Source organism: Isoptericola jiangsuensis, from assembly GCF_048320105.1.
Lineage (GTDB): Bacteria > Actinomycetota > Actinomycetes > Actinomycetales > Cellulomonadaceae > Isoptericola > Isoptericola jiangsuensis_A.
The window spans coordinates 2,500,732-2,514,675 of the sequence record NZ_CP182942.1 but is presented as its reverse complement, the minus strand read 5'-3'; the positions used below and the strand labels follow the sequence as shown (position 1 = coordinate 2,514,675).

General features: G+C 73.1%; 14 protein-coding genes and 1 riboswitch. Of the genes, 8 read left to right on the top strand and 6 right to left on the bottom strand.

The features are described from left to right. Positions 1-15 precede the first annotated feature (15 nt). The 3 genes from ACNHYB_RS11715 (at position 16) to ACNHYB_RS11705 (ending at position 3,255) form a co-directional block, all read left to right on the top strand. A complete protein-coding gene (locus ACNHYB_RS11715; protein WP_418275517.1) occupies positions 16-2,040 on the top strand; it encodes a hypothetical protein in 2,025 nt (674 codons plus the stop codon). A gap of 89 nt (positions 2,041-2,129) precedes the next feature. Then, complete coding sequence (locus ACNHYB_RS11710; RefSeq protein ID WP_418275516.1) at positions 2,130-2,699, top strand: DJ-1/PfpI/YhbO family deglycase/protease; 570 nt, start codon at positions 2,130-2,132, stop codon at positions 2,697-2,699. A 34-nt stretch (positions 2,700-2,733) separates the two neighbouring features. Beyond that, positions 2,734-3,255, top strand: a complete 522-nt coding sequence (locus ACNHYB_RS11705) for an O-acetyl-ADP-ribose deacetylase (RefSeq protein WP_418275515.1) — start codon at positions 2,734-2,736, stop codon at positions 3,253-3,255. A 96-nt stretch (positions 3,256-3,351) separates the two neighbouring features. Here ACNHYB_RS11705 and ACNHYB_RS11700 read toward each other — a convergent pair whose 3' ends face one another. Then, positions 3,352-4,842 carry an APC family permease gene (locus ACNHYB_RS11700; RefSeq protein ID WP_418275514.1) on the bottom strand — a complete coding sequence of 497 codons (1,491 nt, stop codon included), beginning with the start codon at positions 4,840-4,842 and terminating at the stop codon, positions 3,352-3,354. A 283-nt stretch (positions 4,843-5,125) separates the two neighbouring features. Here ACNHYB_RS11700 and ACNHYB_RS11695 point away from each other — a divergent pair, with 283 nt between their 5' ends. Both ACNHYB_RS11695 and ACNHYB_RS11690 read left to right on the top strand, forming a co-directional pair. Beyond that, positions 5,126-6,328, top strand: coding sequence for a beta-ketoacyl-[acyl-carrier-protein] synthase family protein (locus tag ACNHYB_RS11695; protein WP_418275513.1), 1,203 nt, complete (start codon positions 5,126-5,128; stop codon positions 6,326-6,328). Between the two features lie 109 nt (positions 6,329-6,437). After that, positions 6,438-7,016, top strand: a complete 579-nt coding sequence (locus tag ACNHYB_RS11690) for a DNA-3-methyladenine glycosylase I (protein ID WP_418275512.1) — start codon at positions 6,438-6,440, stop codon at positions 7,014-7,016. Positions 7,017-7,025: 9 nt separating this feature from the next. On the opposite strand, the gene ACNHYB_RS11685 is transcribed toward ACNHYB_RS11690, so the two are convergent. Further along, entirely contained in the window at positions 7,026-7,469 is a 444-nt protein-coding gene (locus tag ACNHYB_RS11685; RefSeq protein WP_418278036.1) for a hypothetical protein, read from the bottom strand. A gap of 198 nt (positions 7,470-7,667) precedes the next feature. On the opposite strand from ACNHYB_RS11685, the gene ACNHYB_RS11680 reads away from it, so the two are divergent. Beyond that, positions 7,668-8,819, top strand: a complete 1,152-nt coding sequence (locus tag ACNHYB_RS11680; protein ID WP_418275511.1) for an App1 family protein — start codon at positions 7,668-7,670, stop codon at positions 8,817-8,819. Here the strand turns inward: ACNHYB_RS11680 and ACNHYB_RS11675 are convergent. The 4 genes from ACNHYB_RS11675 to ACNHYB_RS11660 all read right to left on the bottom strand — a co-directional run bounded on the left by ACNHYB_RS11675 (position 8,816) and on the right by ACNHYB_RS11660 (position 12,088). Then, entirely contained in the window at positions 8,816-9,556 is a 741-nt protein-coding gene (locus ACNHYB_RS11675; protein WP_418275510.1) for a 4'-phosphopantetheinyl transferase family protein, read from the bottom strand. The genes ACNHYB_RS11680 and ACNHYB_RS11675 overlap by 4 nt on opposite strands. A 145-nt stretch (positions 9,557-9,701) precedes the next feature. Then, entirely contained in the window at positions 9,702-10,346 is a 645-nt protein-coding gene (locus tag ACNHYB_RS11670; protein ID WP_418275509.1) for a lysophospholipid acyltransferase family protein, read from the bottom strand. A gap of 26 nt (positions 10,347-10,372) precedes the next feature. Then, complete coding sequence (locus tag ACNHYB_RS11665) at positions 10,373-11,650, bottom strand: NYN domain-containing protein (protein ID WP_418275508.1); 1,278 nt, start codon at positions 11,648-11,650, stop codon at positions 10,373-10,375. 66 nt (positions 11,651-11,716) lie between these two features. Beyond that, positions 11,717-12,088: a DoxX family protein gene (locus ACNHYB_RS11660; protein WP_418275507.1), complete on the bottom strand. Its 372-nt coding sequence runs from the start codon at positions 12,086-12,088 to the stop codon at positions 11,717-11,719. A 99-nt stretch (positions 12,089-12,187) separates the two neighbouring features. Here ACNHYB_RS11660 and ACNHYB_RS11655 point away from each other — a divergent pair, with 99 nt between their 5' ends. Both ACNHYB_RS11655 and ACNHYB_RS11650 read left to right on the top strand, forming a co-directional pair. After that, on the top strand, positions 12,188-12,697 hold the full coding sequence (locus ACNHYB_RS11655; RefSeq protein WP_418275506.1) for a MarR family winged helix-turn-helix transcriptional regulator: 510 nt from the start codon (positions 12,188-12,190) through the stop codon (positions 12,695-12,697). 80 nt (positions 12,698-12,777) lie between these two features. Further along, a riboswitch (SAM riboswitch) is annotated at positions 12,778-12,884 on the top strand. Between the two features lie 44 nt (positions 12,885-12,928). Beyond that, entirely contained in the window at positions 12,929-13,903 is a 975-nt protein-coding gene (locus ACNHYB_RS11650) for a methylenetetrahydrofolate reductase (RefSeq protein ID WP_418275505.1), read from the top strand. Positions 13,904-13,944: the final 41 nt, after the last annotated feature.

Sequence of the window (13,944 nt, the reverse complement as noted above, 5' to 3'; positions counted from 1 at the left end):
CCTCGAGGGAGCCCGATGAGCACCGACGCCTTCCACGGCCCCCTGGCCGACGCCTTCGCCGCCGCCCGCGCCGCCGCACCCCTGACGGACCTGCTGCTCCCGCCGGACGACACCCTCGACCTGCCGCCCGCCACCGACCGCAGCACCTGGGGGCCGCACGTCCTGACCGACCACCCGCCCACGGCCGCCGCGATCCTCGACCGGGCACGCACCGACCTCGCCACCCCCTGGCCCCAGCCGCTGGCCAGCACCGCCGCGCTCGTGCACCGCGACGGCGACCGCGACACCCACGAACAGCTCGTCCTCGCCCGCCAGCACCGCGTCACCCGCGCCGTCGCCGCGGCCGCCGCCACTGCGGACGACACGCTCCTCGACGAGGCCGCCGACGGCCTGTGGCTGCTGTGCGAGCAGTCGTCCTGGTGCTGGCCCGCCCACGACGACTCGACCCGACCGCACGGCCAGGTCCTCACCGACGTCACCGCACCCGTCCTCGACCTCGGCGCGGGCGAGGTCGCCGCGCTGCTCGCCCGGGCCGACCACGTGCTCGGGCCGCTGCTCGACGCCCGCTACCCCGGCCTGCGCGCCCGGATCCGCCACGAGACCCGCACCCAGGTGCTCGACCCGTTCGTGACGCGCCGCGACTGGCACTGGATCGGCCGCGACACCGCCGTGCACAACTGGAACCCGTGGATCCACGGCAACGTGCTGGTCGCCGCCCTGCGGCTGCTCGACGCGCCCGGCCAGGAGGCCGACCGCGCGCACGTCGTCGACCTGTGCGTCCAGGGGCTCGACCGCTACGTGGCCGCGCTGCCCGTCGACGGCGCCGTCGACGAGGGCGTCGGCTACTGGTGGAACGGGGCGTGCCGCGCCCTGGAGGCCCTCGACGTGCTGCGCAGGGCGAGCGGCGGGGTGCTCGACGCGCTCGCGCCCGACGTCGTCCCGCCCGCCCTGCGCGAGACCGTGGCGTTCGTCCACCGCATGCAGCTCGGCGGCGACTGGCACCTCTCCCTCGCCGACGCCCAGGCCCGCGCCACCGACGTCCACCCCTGGCACGCGCTGCACCGCGCCGCCCGCACCGTCGGCGACCGGGACGCCGCCGCCTACGCCGTGTCGCGCACCAGCCCCCGGGAGCCCCGCGCCACGGCCGAGGCCGGGCTCGGACGGCTGCTGCGCGCGCTCACCGACACGACCTGGCACGACGCCGTCGCCGGGGCCGCCGCCGCACCCCTGCCCGGGCGCACCTGGTGGGCCTCCACCCAGGTGCTCGTCGTCCGCGAGCGCCCCGGCTCCGCCGCCGGGCTGACGCTCGCCGCCAAGGGCGGCCACAACGGCGAGGCGCACAACCACAACGACGTCGGGTCCGTCGTCGTGGCGTCCGACGGGGTGCCCGTCGTCGTGGACGCGGGACGGCCGACGTACACGGCACGGACGTTCGGCCCGGACCGGTACGGCCTGTGGATGATGCAGTCGTCGTGGCACTCGGTGCCCGAGGTGGCGGGCGTCGCGCAGGGTGCGGGCGCGCGGTTCGCGGCGCGGGACGTGTCGCCGTCCGACGACGGGCTCTCGCTCGACCTGGCAGGCGCCTACCCGGTGCCCGGTCTGCGCTCGTGGCGTCGTACGGCCAGGCTCGTCCGGCCCGACGGCGCGGTCCGGCCCGACGGCGCTGCGTGCATCGTGGTCCAGGACTCCTGGTCCTGGGAGTCGGCACGGCAGGGGTCGGCGCCTCGGGGGTCGGAACGCGTGGGCGCAGCCTCATCGCCGGCAGCGTCGGCGGCGAGCCCGGGACCCGACGGCGGGCGCACGTCCGTGCGCTTCCTCCTGGCGGGCGACGTGAGGCTCACGGCGGGTCGCGCCGTCGTGCACCCGCTCGACGGCGCGACCCCGGTCGTGCTCACCTGGCCGGTCGGTGTTCCCGCCGCCACCACCGGGCGTCCGCTGGACGATCCGATGCTGGCGGACGTGTGGGGCGCGCGGCTCACCCGGCTCGACCTGGACGTCACGGGCCATGACGCCCTGCAGGTGACGATCACGGCGCTCTGACCTGCGCGGACACCTCCAGGCGTGCACCGTCGGGGCAGCCGTGCCTACGGTGGGCAGGACCACGGAGACCCCGCGGGAAGGAGCTGGACATGGCTGGAGAGAACCTCACCGGACGGACCGTCCTGGCGATCGTGACCAACTACGGCGTCGAGCAGGACGAGCTGGTGGTGCCGATCGAGCACCTGCGGGAGCGGGGCGCGATCGTCACCGTCGCGGCGTCGTCCACGGACGACGTGCAGACCCTCGTGGGCGACAAGGACCCGGGGCGCACCGTCGCACCGGACGTGCGGCTCGACGACGTCGACCCGACCGGGTTCGACCTGCTGCTCGTCCCCGGCGGCACGATCAACGCCGACACGCTGCGACTGCAGGAGGGCGCGTCGCGGCTCGTGCGCGGCTTCACGGAGTCGGGGCGTCCCGTCGCCGCCATCTGCCACGGACCGTGGGCCCTGGTCGAGGCCGGGGTGCTCGGCGGCAAGACGCTGACGTCCTACCCGTCGTTGCGCACGGACGTCCTCAACGCCGGGGCGGCCGAGTGGCGCGACGTCGACGTCTTCGTCTGCGACGCCGAGGGGTGGCGGCTCATCACGTCGCGCGACCCGGGCGACCTGGACGCGTTCCTCGGCGCCATCGACGACACGCTCGCCGGCACCGCCTGACCGCAGGGCCTGAGCGCACCCGACAGGAGGCGCCATGCACATCACCGCTGTCCAGGGAGACATCACCGAGGCCGCCGTCGACGCGGTGGTCAACGCCGCCAACTCGTCCCTGCTGGGGGGTGGCGGGGTCGACGGAGCGATCCACGCGGCCGCCGGGCCGCGGCTGCTGGAGGCCTGCCGCGAGCTGCGCCGCACGACCCTGCCCGCCGGCCTCGGCGTGGGCGACGCCGTCGTGACGCCCGGGTTCGACCTGCCCGCCGCGTGGGTGGTCCACACGGTCGGGCCGAACCGGCACCGGGGTCAGACGGACCCGGCGAAGCTCGCCTCGTGCTTCACCAGCGCGCTGGGTGTCGCGGCCGACGCCAAGGCCCGCACGGTCGCGTTCCCCGCGGTGAGCGCGGGGGTGTACGGGTGGGACGCCGCCGAGGTGGCGCGGGTCGCCGTCGAGGCGGTGCGCGGCTGGGACGACGAGAACCCGGGCGCGGTCGACGAGGTCCGGTTCGTGCTGTTCGGCGCGGACGTGCTCGCCGCCTTCGAGCAGGCGCTGGCCGCCTGACCCGGGGCCGCGCCGGTTTCGTTCGGCAGTTCGCGCTTCGTTCGGCAGTTTGAACTGCCGAACGAAGCGCGAACTGCCGAACGAAACCCAGGAGGCTCAGCGGCGCTTCGGGTACCCCGCCTGCGGCTTGTCGGCGTCGAGCTCCTCCGGGTGCTCGAACCCGAGCTTCTCGTGCTTGGCCGTACGCCGGTACAGCCACGTGATGAACGACAGCACGAGGCCGACGGCGATGAGCCCGCCCGCGATGAGGTACTGCTCCTGCTGCTCCTCGCTGCGCGCCCACGGCCCGGCGAGGAACGCGCAGGTCACCGCACCGAGCAGCGCGAGCGGCGTCCACGTGCGGAAGTGCTGGTGCTCCACGGGCTGGCGTCGCAGCACCAGCAGGGCGACGTTGACGACGGCGAACACGATCAGCAGCAGCAGCGACGTCGTCCCGCCGAGCAGCGCGACGGAGTCCGCACCGCCCTCGGTCCCGCTCTGCAGCACCACGTAGGTGATGAGGCCGTAGGAGATCAGGGTGGTGACGATGATCGACACCCACGGCGTCTGGCGGGTGCGGTGCACCTTGCCGAACGCGCGCGGCAGCACGCCCTGGTTGGCGAGCCCGTAGAGCAGCCGGGACGCCATGAGCATGTTGATCAGCGCGGAGTTCGCGACGGCGAACATGCCGATGAACGGGAAGATGACGTCGAACGGCAGGTTGGGCGCGCCGGCGGCGACCACCTGGGTCAGGGCGGACGCCTTGGACGGGTCGGTCAGGTCGCCGACCGGCACGAGCGCCACCGCGGTGATGGCGACGAGCACGTAGATCAGCCCCGTGATCGACAGCCCGGTGAGCATCACGCGCGGGAAGTCCTTGACGGGGTCCTTGCACTCCTCGGCCATGTTGACCGAGTCCTCGAAGCCGACCATGGCGAAGAACGCGAGCGTGGTCGCGGCCGTGACCGCCAGGAACACGGACTTGTCGTCGGCGCTCTCGAACACCACGACGCGCGAGAAGTCCGCCCTCCCCTGCGTCATCCCCCACAGGCCGACGAAGATGACGAGCAGCAGGCCGGACAGCTCCACGAGGGTGAGCACGACGTTCGCCTTGACGCTCTCCCCCACCCCGCGGAAGTTCACCAGCGCGACCAGCGTCATGAACCCGAGGGCGATGAGAAGCAGCGGCGTCGAGCCGTCCTCCATCCCCAGCCCGAACCCGTCGTTGAGGAACCCGGCGAACGCGTTCGACGCCGTGGACGCGGACGTGATGCCGGAGCTCATCACCATGAACGCGATGATGAACGTCACCAGGTGGATGCCGAACGCCTTGTGGGTGTACAGCGCCGCACCGGCGGCCTGGGGGTACTTGGTGACGAGCTCGAGGTAGGAGAACGCGGTGATCGTCGCGACGACGAACGCGATCAGGAACGGCGCCCACGCCGCCCCGCCGACCTCGCCGGCGACCTGCCCGGTGAGCGCGTACACACCCGTGCCGAGGATGTCCCCGACGATGAACAGCAGCAGGAGCTTGCGCCCCATCACCCGCTTGAGCCCGGGCTGTGCGGGGTCTCCGCCCGTCCCGGGCGCCTCGGTCGCCTGGCTCATTGCCTGACCTCCTCGTCCGTCACGTCCCGGATGTCGGGAATCAGTCCATGTAACCGCCCTCCGCCCGATACCGCGCGCGGAACACCGACCGTCACCGGGCGTACCGAGACCGCCGGTGCGGGAGCAGCTCGCCCCACTGGCCTTCTCGGATCGAGAGAAACTCCAGGTCAGGGGTGTTTCGACGTGTCGGTGAGCATCGTGGCCGTCGATGCGGCATCGTGTGCGCCGCGGGCGCGCAACCGGGCGCGCCACCGGTGGAGGGCGACGCGACGTGCGACGAACGGTGGTCACAGGGATCGGGGCGGTCACACCGCTCGGGCTCACGGCGGCAGAGACCTGGCGCTCCCTGCGCGACGGACGCAACGGCGTGGGCCTCCTCGAGGAGCCGTGGTCCGCGGGCCTGTCCGTGAACGTCGCCGCGCGCGTCGACGACGCGTTCCTCGAGGCGCTGCCCGTCCGGGAACGACGCCGCACCGACCGCGTCGCCCAGCTCACCCTCGTCGCCGGTCGCGCGGCCTGGGCCGACGCCGGCAGCCCGGACGTGGAGCCCGAACGGCTCGGCGTCGCCGTCGGCACGGCCAACGGCGGCTACGGGACGACGCTCGCCCAGCACGCGCTGCTCGACGGCGGTGGCCAGCGCGCCGTCTCCCCGCACGCCGTGACGATGGTGATGGCGAACAGCCCCGCGGCGTGGCTGTCCATCGATCTGAAGGCCAAGGCGGGCGCCCGGGCACCCGTCACCGCGTGCGCCGCCGGCTCCGAGGCGATCGGCATGGGCCGCCAGGCGATCCTCGCCGACGAGGCCGACGTCGTCGTCTGCGGAGGTGTCGAGGCGAGCGTCCTCGACCTCGTCGTCGCGGCGTTCTCCCGGGCGAGGGCGATGTCCACCCGGTCCACGGAGGACGACGACGACCCCACGACGGCGTCCCGCCCCTTCGACGCGTCCCGGGACGGGTTCGTCATGGGCGAGGGGTCCGTGATGGTGGTGCTGGAGGAGGAGTCGCACGCCCGCGCGCGCGGCGCCACGGTCCTCGGCGCCGTCGACGGGTTCTCCCTCACCTCGGACGCGCACGACATCGTCGGCGGGGAGCACGTGAACCAGGCGCGCACGATCCGCCTCGCGCTCCGCTCGGCCGGGCTGATGCCGTCGGACGTCGGGCTCGTGCACGCCCACGCGACGTCCACCCCTGCGGGTGACCTCAACGAGGCCCGCGCCCTGAGCACGGTGGGGGTCACCGCGCCCGTGACCGCCACGAAGGCCTCCACGGGACACCTGCTCGGCGGTTCCGGACCCCTCGGCGTGCTGGCCGCCCTCGGCGCGATGCGCGACGGCGTCGTCCCCGCCACGCTGCACACGTCCGCGCTGGACCCGCAGGTCGACCTCGACCTCGTCACCGCCGCCCGGCCGACGACGGCGCGGCACGCCCTGGTGGACGCGTTCGGGTTCGGCGGGCACAGCTCCGCGCTGGTGGTCTCCGCCCCCTGACGCTGACGCAGACGCAGACGCAGACGCGTGAGGGGAGGTCAGGACACCGGCGTCCAGTACCTGTGGACGACGTCGGAACGACGTCGGAGGCCTGCGGCACGCTGGAGCCATGACGGACCAGACCTTCGGCTCCACGCCATCCGCCCGCTGCTTCGGCGACGGCGACCCGCTCTACGAGCACTACCACGACACCGAGTGGGGACTGCCGGTCCACGGGGAGGCCGCCCTCCTCGAACGCATCGCGCTGGAGGGCTTCCAGTCCGGGCTGTCGTGGCTGACGATCCTGCGCAAGCGGGAGGCGTTCCGCGAGGTCTTCCACGGGTTCGAGCCGGAGCTGGTCGCCGCGATGGGTCCCGACGACGTCGAGCGGCTGCTCGCAGACGCCCGGATCGTCCGCAACCGCGCCAAGATCGAGGCGACGATCGGCAACGCCCGCGCCGTCGTCGCGCTGCACGCGCAGGGGCGCACGCTGGACGAGCTGTTCTGGTCGTTCGCTCCCCCGCCCCGCGGCGTGCGCCTCGCGACGTGGACCGACGTGCCCGCTGTCACGGAAGAGTCGACGGCCATGGCGAAGGCCCTCAAGAAGGAGGGCCTGCGGTTCTTCGGCCCGACGACGGCGTACGCGGCGATGCAGGCGTGCGGCCTGGTCGACGACCACCTGGCGACCTGTCCCGTCGTGACCGGCTGACGGCCGGCGTCAGTCCTTGTCCAGCGCCCGACGGGTCGCCGACCACGCGCCGGTGGACCACAGGGCGAGGGCCACCAGGACCGCCTGGAACGGCAGCCGGGCCAGGCGCTTGGCGTCCGTGTCGAGGCCGAACCCGTCCTGGTGCTCCAACCACTGCGCGACGTTGCCCGGGAAGATCACCACGAAGAACGCCGCGGCGATCAGCCCGACGGCGACCTTCCAGCGCGACAGCGCCACGAGCGAACCGCCGATGACGATCTCGACCACGCCGGAGGCGAGCACCGTGACGTCCTCGTCGATCGGGAACCACGACGGCACCTGCGCCCGGAACTCCTCGCGCGCCACCGTCAGGTGCGTGATCCCGGCGCCTGCGAGCGCCAGGCCGAGCGCGACACGGCCGATGGTCTGCGGGATCGACGTCGAGGTGGGCTTGGTGAGCTCGGTGAGGTCCATGTCGGCGATCGTCGCACCGGGTCCCACGGACCGCACCTGGTCCGCGGCTGGTCTGCACCGGGTCCGCACCGGGCGGGCGACGGACGGGAGACGGGCGGGCGACGGACGGGAGCCGGTGGCACCGGTGATCGAGGTGCGCCGCGCACGATCTCGGACGTTCTGGTCGAATGGCGGCATGGATGGCTTCTGGGGGCTGATGTGACAGATCCGCAAGATCCGCAGGGTGCGCAGGGCGCGCAGGGCGCGCCGGTGCCCGGGGGCGGCCCGAGCGCCACGCTGACACCGCACCCGTCCCAGCGCCCGCACCTGGCGGCGGTCGTGGAGGACAAGATCTACGACGTCCTCGGCGGGGTGCTGCGCCGCCTCGGCTGGCGCCCCCGGGTCCAGCCGTTCACCGGCCTCGGCAGCCCGGACAAGGTGCGCGTCCTGGCCCGCGTGCTCCTGGCGCCGCCGCAGGCGGCCCTGCGTGACGACCGCCGCGCCGCACGCCGGGGGTTCCGCCACTTCCTCACGGTGCCGGCACCGCAGAACGACGTGCGGCTGCACCTCGCGGGCCGCAGGGTGGAGGTCGTCACGGACCGTTCCGGCTACGTCGACGTCGAGGTGCACCTGGAACAGGGTCAGCACCTGGAGCCCGGCTGGCAGGAGGTCACGATCGAGCCGCGCGACCCGGTGCGGGACGTCGTCGGCGAGCGGGCCGTGGCGCCGCTGCTCGTGGTGGGCCCGACGACGCGGTTCGGCGTGATCAGCGACGTCGACGACACGACGCTCGTCACCGCCGTCCCCCGGCCGTTCCTCGCGACCTGGAACACGTTCGTGCGCCACGGCACCTCACGTCAGCCGGTGCCGGGGATGCCGGAGCTGTACCGGCGGCTGCGGGACTCCCATCCGGAGGCCGTGGTCGTGTACCTGTCGAACGGTGCCTGGAACACCACCGGAGCGTTGCGGGAGTTCCTGTCGCGCCACCGCTACCCGTCCGGGCCGCTGCTGCTGACGGACTGGGGGCCGACGCTGACCGGCTGGTTCCGCAGCGGCCCGCAGCACAAGGGGTCCAGCCTCGACCTGCTCATGTCACGGTTCCCGCAGGTGCGGTGGCTGCTGGTGGGCGACGACGGGCAGCTCGACCCGGAGATCTACGCGAACGCGGTGGAGCGTTGGCCGGACCGGGTGCGGGCGGTCGCGATCCGCCAGGTGGGGCGGGGCGCGCAGCCCGTGGCGCACGACCAGCTCGACGGTCTCCTGGCGCACGACGTGCCGGTGGTGCGCGGGCCCGACGGTGACGCTCTCGGCGAGCACCTGGCTCGCATCCCTGGCGTCCTCGACAACGCCGACCCGGGCCGTCGCCCCTAGCGACGAGCTCGTGGGTCCCCTGGGCCGGTTTCGCCGACCTGGGCACACCACCGCTCGATCACGCGGGTCGGCACCTGCGACCAGGTCGCCAGGGAGGCGGGATAGCCCGCAGGGCCCTCCAGGGCGTGCAGCGTCCACCGGTGAGGGTCGGGCCATCGGTCGAACCGCACGACACGTGGTCCTGAACCGAGCTCCTCGACGACGACGGCGCGGGGGTCGATCGTCAGGCCGAGCCCGGTCGCCTTGAGCACCGCCTCCTTGCGCGTCCACCGCGTCGTCAGGTCGTCGGTGGTGCAGGACTCGTCGGGCGCCAGCACGGTGCCCGCCAGCTCCGTGAGGTCACGACCCGGCTCCTCGACGTCCAGGCCGACCAGACCGTCGCGGGCGCACGCCAGCCCGACCCACCCGCCGGCGTGGGTCACCGAGATCTCGACGCCGGGGAGCCGGGGCGGCCCGTGGTCGCCGTCGCAGTGGCGGCAGCGACGCTCGACGACCGCCCGCCCGGGAGCGGTGCCGCTGAGTAGTCCCGCCAGGCGCCGGACCAGCGCGGCTCCGACGACGAACCGGTCCCGGTCCGCGGCCCTCAGGAGCCGGGACTCGCGCTCCCGCTCGGAGGCGGAGAGGATCCCCCGGTCGACCTGCGCGACCGCGCTCGTCGGCACCCACCACACGTGCACGAGGCCTGGTGCGGGCAGGAGCGCTGGCCCGGACGTGACGCTCGAGCTCTCCTCTCCCACGCCGGTCACCACCGCGTGAGCAGGATCGCCGGGAGACAGGCTGCAGCGACCGGCGCCGGCAGGGGCGAAGCGGCACCGCACGTCCACAGGGTTCGGTCGTGCGCCATCGCGGGCGTCGCCCCTCGTCGTCGGTGGGTGTGCCGAGTCAGGCGGCGAGCTCCTGGCCGCTCATCGCGCCGATGGAAGCCATGACCTCGTCGGTGAGCTCGCGGCGCGCGAGGGCCGGTCGGGTCCCGGCCTCGATCTGCCGGGAGGGGTCGATGGGCGGGCCGAAGGAGACCTGGATGCCGCGGATCGGCCGCGGCAGCTTGCCGACCGGCTGCACCTTGTCGGTGCCGCGCAGCGCGACCGGCACCACCGGCGTCGCACCGGCGAGCGCCAGCCAGGCGACGCCCGTGTGCCCCTTCTGGAGGCGTCCGTCGCGCGAGCGGGTGCCCTCGGGGTAGATCCCGAACGCGCCGCCGCGCTGCAGCACGGCGAGCGCGTCCTCCAGGGAGCGCTGCCCGGCGCGGGGGTCGGTGCGGTCCACGGGGATGTGTCCCATCGTGGTGAAGAACCACCGCGAGATGCGCCCCTTGATGCCGCGACCCGTCCAGTACTCCGCCTTGGCGATGAACGTGACGTGCCGCGGCACCACGAGCGGCAGGATGATCGAGTCGATGAACGACAGGTGGTTGCTCGCGATGATGACGGGTCCGCGACGCGGGATGTGGTGAAGTCCTGTCACCCGGGGTCGCAGGAACACGGCCACCAGGAGCGAGCACAGGAGCTTGAGCACACGGTAGGTCACCGCACCATTGTGCCCCGTGGGCGCGTCTACCCCTCGGAGCCGAGCGTCACGAGGTAGTCGTCGGCGTCGTCGTCCCAGGCGAGGTTCACCGCGCCGGCCGCCTCGGCGCCCTTGCAGAACTGCAGGAACCCGCGGTAGCCGAGCGCCTTCTCGGAGAAGTCGGGGCGCCGCTTGCGCAGGTGGTTCTTGAGCCCGGAGAGCTGGGTGGACCCGCCCTCGTCCGCGATGACCGTGCGCAGCAGGTCGAAGGCGCGGTCGCCGTCGGGCTGCTCGGGGAGCTCCACGGCGGGGTCGCCGGTGGAGGGGCCGTCGCTGAGGACGACGACGTCGCGGTCGGCGAGGTAGCGCAGGAACTCCGTGAACGTGCGGAACCCGTAGTCGGACTCGGAGAAGGTGGGCTCCTTGCGCACGAGGGTGCGCTTGAGCTGGGACGCGGTGACCGACCCGGAGGAGGAGGCCTGCAGGCCGGCGAGGGTCTGGGCGACCTTGACCTCCATGGTCGCCGGCTCGCCGGCGGGGGCGTCGTCGTCCTCGTCGTGCTCCGGCGCGGAGGACGCGGTCTGCTGTTCCGGTTCGGGCGCGGGGGCGGCCTTCTTGCGGCGGCTGCGGGGGCCCGACGACGGCGCGGCAGCCGCGTCGTCGGCCGTCGCCTGGTCCTCGGCGACGGTCTCGGCCGTGGCGGCCTGGGCGGTCGTGAGCGTCGCGGCGGCGGCCTTCGCGCGGCTGCTGCGGCTCGACGTCGTCCCGGAGGTGGACGCTGCACCGGACGACGTCGAGCGACGCGAGGAGCCCTTGCGCGACGGCTTGCGCTCGGACTCGTCGGGCACGTCCACGCCCTCGAGGCGGTCGTAGAAGATGAACTCGTCGCAGGCGGACGGCAGCAGCCGGGAGGTGGAGTTCTCGACGCCGATGCCGATGACGCGCTTGTCCAGCTCGCGGAGCTTGTTGACCAGCGGGGAGAAGTCGGAGTCGCCGGTGCACATGACGAACGTCGTCACGTAGTCCCGCTCGAACGCCATCTCGATCGCGTCCACGACCATCTTGATGTCGGCGGCGTTCTTGCGGGAGGCGCCCATGCGCTGCGGCATCTCGATGAGCTCGACCTGGTGACGGGTGAGCATGCGGCGGTCCTCGTCGAAGTACGACCAGTCCGCGTAGGCGCGGCGCGTGACGATCCGGCCGCGCACCGCGAGGGCGTCGGCGATCGGCTGGAAGTCGAACTGCATCCCGCCCAGGTGCTCCCGGGCGCCGAGCGCCAGGTTCTCGTAGTCGAGGAAGACGGCGAGGCGCTCTTCGGTATCCATGGTCGCCAGCCTATGCCCGCGCGCCGGTCGGGACCGGATCCACGGTTCCGGCGTGCGGGCCGCCGCTCAGAACGCGTAGGGCCCGAACCAACCCCAGGCGACGAAGACGGCCATGAGCATCAGGACGACGTTGACGACGACCGACTTCGACTCCTGGCGTCGTGCGTGGAAGACGGCGGCGAGCACCATGACCACGGCGAGGGCGACGGCGGCGATCGGCGTCAGGACGGGAAGGATCCCGGTGGCGGCGGGCAGGATCAGACCGAGCGCACCGAGGATCTCGGCGATCCCGAGGAGGCGCACCCCCTCGCGGGGCACGTTCGCCGTCCAGGGCAGCGACTCCTCGAGCTTCTCCTTCGACGAGGCGGCCTTCTTGGTTCCGGCGGCGAGGAAGACGAGGGCGAGCAAGACCTGGGCGATCCACAGGGCGATGTCCATACGAGTCCTTCTGCTGGTGCGGTGGGGGGCGGGAGGGATTCTATTTCCGCATCAACTATCCTCTCCTCTCTTACTTGCTGCGTCAAGTACAGTCGCCGCATGGAGGATCGCAGCGAGACGCGCTGGCTCAGCGCGGAACAGCGGGACGCCTGGATCGCGTTCGTCGCCGCCAGCACCTGGCTGCCCGACGCGCTCGACACCCAGCTGCGTCGCGACGCGGACCTCAGCCACGTCGAGTACCGGGTGCTGTCATGGATCTCGATGCACCCCCGTCGATCCCGACGCATGAGCGAGATCGCCGCGCTCGCGAACGCCTCGCTGTCGCACCTGTCCCGGATCGTGGCGCGCCTGGAGAAGCGGGGGTGGGTGCTCCGCACCCCGGACCCGGACGACGGACGCGCCACCCTGGCCTCGCTGACCGATGCCGGGTGGGTCAAGGTCGTCGAGTCGGCCCCCGGGCACGTCGAGGAGGTCCAGCGCCTGGTCTTCGACAACCTGACGGCAGCCCAGGTACACCAGCTGCGGGAGATCTGCGAACTCGTCCTGCACGCGGCCAGACCCGACCTCTGCCTCCCCCACCACGACGACGCCGCGCAGGACCTCGAGTAGGGGGAGCCGGCTCAGCCCGCCCAGGTCTCATCATGTGGTCCGGCTTGTCCGCACCTCGGTCACCCTCTAGAGTCGACGGCAAGCCATCCAGAGCGGCCGAGAGTCCTGGCTCGACGACGCCGCAGCAACCCGTTCTCCGACGGAAGCCTCCCGAGGACGAAGGTGCTCAATCCAGGCTCGATGGAGTGACGCATGGTCGCAGAGGCAATTGTCCAGCCGTACCGTCCGACGGTGAGCTTCGAGCTCATGCCGCCGCGACGGCCCGACGCCGCGCCCAAGTTCTGGGAGACGGCTCGCCGTCTGGTCGAGGCGCGCCCCGACTTCGTGTCCGTCACCTACGGCGCGGGCGGCGGTGACCGCGACACCGCCCGCCAGGTGGTCTCCACCCTCCTGGGGGGCACCTCCGTGCTGCCGATCGCCCACCTGACCTGCGTCGGAGCGTCCCGCGAGGACGTGTCGGCCGTCGTCGAGGGGTTCCTCGACGCCGGGGTGCGCAGCATCCTCGCCCTGCGGGGCGACCCCCCGAAGGACCAGCCCGACTGGTGCCCGCCCGACGACGGCGTCCACTCCTCGATGGAGCTCATCGCCCTGCTGCGAGAGGTGGAGGCACGCCGCTGCGCCGCCGACCCGGCGGCCGCGATGCGCGGCGCCGCCCGCCCGCTCACCGTCGGGGTCGCGACGTTCGTCGACGGCAACGTCCAGGCGGGCACCACCCGCACCCAGGAGGTCGCGCGGCTGCTGGAGAAGCAGCAGGCCGGCGCCTCCTTCGCGATCACCCAGCTGTTCTACGAGGCCTCCTCGTACACCGACTTCGTCACCGAGGCCCGCGCGGCCGGGGTGACGATCCCGATCCTCGCCGGGTTGATACCCACGACCGAGCCTCGCCGGCTCCGTCGCGTCGAGGAGCTCACCGGCGTCGTCCCGCCAGCGCACCTGCTGGAGGCGCTCGACGCCCTGCCGGACCCGGAGGCGCAGCACGCCTACGGCACCGCGCACGGTGTGGAGCTCGCCCAGCGCGTGCTCGACGCCGGTGCACCCGGCCTGCACGTGTACACGTTCAACAAGTACCGACCCGCTCTGGACCTGCTCGAGGGTGTCCACCTCGGCGGTCGGACGGCGGGGCCCGCCGACGGGCCCGTCGTCCCCGACCTGGCCAGAAGGCCGCTGGTGCCGGGCATCCCGACCGACGTCCCGACGGCCGTCTAGGGGCGCTGCCCCGCGACGACCACTCGGCGCCACCCGCCCCC

Coding starts and splice junctions, on each gene's coding strand:
- ACNHYB_RS11715 (WP_418275517.1), top strand. CDS start 16: ATGAGCACCGACGCCTTCCACGGCCCCCTGGCCGACGCCTTCGCCGCC.
- ACNHYB_RS11710 (WP_418275516.1), top strand. CDS start 2,130: ATGGCTGGAGAGAACCTCACCGGACGGACCGTCCTGGCGATCGTGACC.
- ACNHYB_RS11705 (WP_418275515.1), top strand. CDS start 2,734: ATGCACATCACCGCTGTCCAGGGAGACATCACCGAGGCCGCCGTCGAC.
- ACNHYB_RS11700 (WP_418275514.1), bottom strand. CDS start 4,842: ATGAGCCAGGCGACCGAGGCGCCCGGGACGGGCGGAGACCCCGCACAG.
- ACNHYB_RS11690 (WP_418275512.1), top strand. CDS start 6,438: ATGACGGACCAGACCTTCGGCTCCACGCCATCCGCCCGCTGCTTCGGC.
- ACNHYB_RS11685 (WP_418278036.1), bottom strand. CDS start 7,469: ATGGACCTCACCGAGCTCACCAAGCCCACCTCGACGTCGATCCCGCAG.
- ACNHYB_RS11665 (WP_418275508.1), bottom strand. CDS start 11,650: ATGGATACCGAAGAGCGCCTCGCCGTCTTCCTCGACTACGAGAACCTG.
- ACNHYB_RS11660 (WP_418275507.1), bottom strand. CDS start 12,088: ATGGACATCGCCCTGTGGATCGCCCAGGTCTTGCTCGCCCTCGTCTTC.
- ACNHYB_RS11655 (WP_418275506.1), top strand. CDS start 12,188: ATGGAGGATCGCAGCGAGACGCGCTGGCTCAGCGCGGAACAGCGGGAC.